Origin of the sequence: Actinophytocola sp. (assembly GCF_035712165.1) — a bacterium.
Classification (GTDB): Bacteria; Actinomycetota; Actinomycetes; order Mycobacteriales; family Pseudonocardiaceae; genus DASYTH01.
The window spans coordinates 1-2,168 of record NZ_DASTBH010000045.1 but is presented as its reverse complement, the minus strand read 5'-3'; the positions used below and the strand labels follow the sequence as shown (position 1 = coordinate 2,168).

Annotated in this window: 2 protein-coding genes and 1 pseudogene; all 3 read left to right on the top strand. The window is 72.1% G+C overall.

Annotation, left to right across the window (positions count from 1 at the left end):
• The first annotated feature begins 213 nt into the window (after positions 1-213).
• Complete coding sequence (locus tag VFO68_RS02295) at positions 214-345, top strand: hypothetical protein (protein ID WP_325156437.1); 132 nt, start codon at positions 214-216, stop codon at positions 343-345.
• Positions 346-519: 174 nt separating this feature from the next.
• Positions 520-1,932, top strand: coding sequence for a wax ester/triacylglycerol synthase family O-acyltransferase (locus VFO68_RS02290; protein ID WP_325156436.1), 1,413 nt, complete (start codon positions 520-522; stop codon positions 1,930-1,932).
• 8 nt (positions 1,933-1,940) lie between these two features.
• Positions 1,941-2,168 (top strand): annotated as a pseudogene (locus VFO68_RS02285) (hypothetical protein); the annotation flags it as partial.

The following is a 2,168-nucleotide window of genomic DNA, read 5'->3' as shown; positions in this document are numbered from 1 at the left end:
CGGTATCGCCTGCCGGAGAAACGCGACCAGGTCCTCGCGCCGCCCCGGCGCCACGCGCCCGCGCAGGTGCAACTCGATCATCCGGCCACGTTACGGGTGGGGCGAGATCACGGGTGGCGCAGGGTGAGCAGGAACTCGGCGCTGCCGTGATCGGCGAGGGAGCCGAGGGAGCCGTAGCCGGCGGGGCTGGGACACATCCTCGACTCCGCCGCCGTGCCCCAGCTCATCCTGCGGATCGGCTGGGCACCGACCGCGGCCGAACCCCTCCCCCGCAGCCCGCGCCGGCGGCTGGAGGATGTTCTCGGCTTCCTACCCGGCATGTCCCCGGAAGACCTGGAGCGGTGACCGGCGCCATCGACCGGCCGGGCAGTGTCCACTGTGGCCCGGCGCCGCAGCCGGCTGGCGACCCGTTCGCCGCAAGCCGTCGGAGGTCCCGCACCGCCGGGACGTTCGCCTCTCCGCAACCGACCCCGCGGACACGACGCTGAAGGGTGACTCCTCATCTGGTGGGAGGACACCATGGAACAGCTCAGCCCGCTCGACGCCGCGTTTCTCGAGGCCGAGGACACCGATCGGCACGCGTCGCTGGCGATTGCCTCGGTTGCCGTGATCGAGAGTCCGCCGCCGAGCCAGAAGGACTACGTCGCCACTATCGGGGCACGACTCCGGACCATCCCGCGGGCCCGGCAGAAGGTGCGCCGGGTGCCGTGGGATCTGGGCCCGCCGGTGTGGGTGGACGATCCGTGGTTCGACCTCGGTTATCACTTGCGGCGCACCGCGCTGCCGGCCCCGGGCGATGACGCCGCGCTGAACCGGCTGGTGGGCCGGATCATGTCGCAGCGGCTGGACCGGGACCGGCCGCTGTGGGAGAGCTGGGTGATCGAGGGCCTGGCCGGCGGGCGCTGGGCGGTGCTGACCAAGCTGCATCACTGCCTGGCCGACGGGGTCTCCGGCGCGCAGCTGTATGGCGTGCTGTTCAGCGGCTCACCCGAGCCCGACCCGGAAATCCCTTACCAGGCCCCGGAGTTGATCCCGCCGCCGAGCATGGTGAGCCTGCTCGCCGACGCCCTCGCCGACTTCGTGCGGTTTCCGGTCGAGCAACTGCGCCTGCTCGTTGGCGCCGCCCGGTCGCCGCGCCGGCTGATGCAGGGCCTGACCGGCACCGCACGCGACCTGGCCGCGCTGGCCGGACGCCTGTGGCCGGCGGGGCCCTCGTCCCTGTCTGGTTCGATCGGAGCGCAACGCCGTTATGGCATCGCACGCGCCTCCCTACCCGACGTCGTCGCCATCGGCAAAGCCCACGGAGCGACAGTCAACGACGTGGCGCTCACCGCGATCAGCGGGGCGTTCCGCGCATTGCTGCTGCACCGCGGTGAAGTGCCCGACACCCACACGTTGCGCACGCTGGTACCGGTTTCCGTGCGCGCCAAGGGAGATCACGACATCCTGGACAACCGGGTCTCGCTGGTGTTGCCGTTCCTGCCGGTCGACATCGCCGACCCGATCGAGGCGCTGGCCGTGGTGCACAGCCGGCTGCGCGAGGCCAAGGCCGACGGCGAGGCGCAGGCCGGCCAGGCCGTCACCGAGCTGGCCGCGCACGAGCCGTTCGGCCCGGTCTCCTGGATGATCCGGCTCGCCACCCGACTCCCCCAGCACAGCATCATCACCGTGACCACCAACGTGCCCGGCCCGCGCGAACCGCTCTACGTCCTCGGCCGCAAGGTGGTCGAGCTACAGCCCTACGTGCCGATCGCGCTGCGACTGCGGATAGGCGTCGCTGTCATGACCTACTGCGACCAGATGGTCTTCGGCATCACCGCCGACTACGACAGCACGTCCGAAGTCGACCTGCTGACCGGCGCCATCGAGTCCGGCATCGCCGAGCTGTCCGCGGCCAGCCGGCCGCGTCGAGCCAAGGCCAAGCAACGCTAGGACGTGCCATGCCGCCGGTCGGGAGAAACGTCATCGCGCGCCGCACCGTGGTGCGGGCCGGGCTGGCCGCGGCGGGCACCGGGCTGCTCGCCGGGTGCACCGGCGGCGCCGACCTGCCGGCGGGTCTGGTGCTGCCCACCGACCCGTCGGTCTCGCTCGCCGAGGCACGCCGCCCGGCGAGCGGGGTGGTGCGCGCATATCCGGTCAGCGCCCAGGTGGACACCGTGGACCTCGGC

What these genes read in the sequence shown, in the direction of transcription:
- VFO68_RS02290 (WP_325156436.1), top strand. Translation starts at nt 520, where the DNA reads ATGGAACAGCTCAGCCCGCTCGACGCCGCGTTTCTCGAGGCCGAGGAC.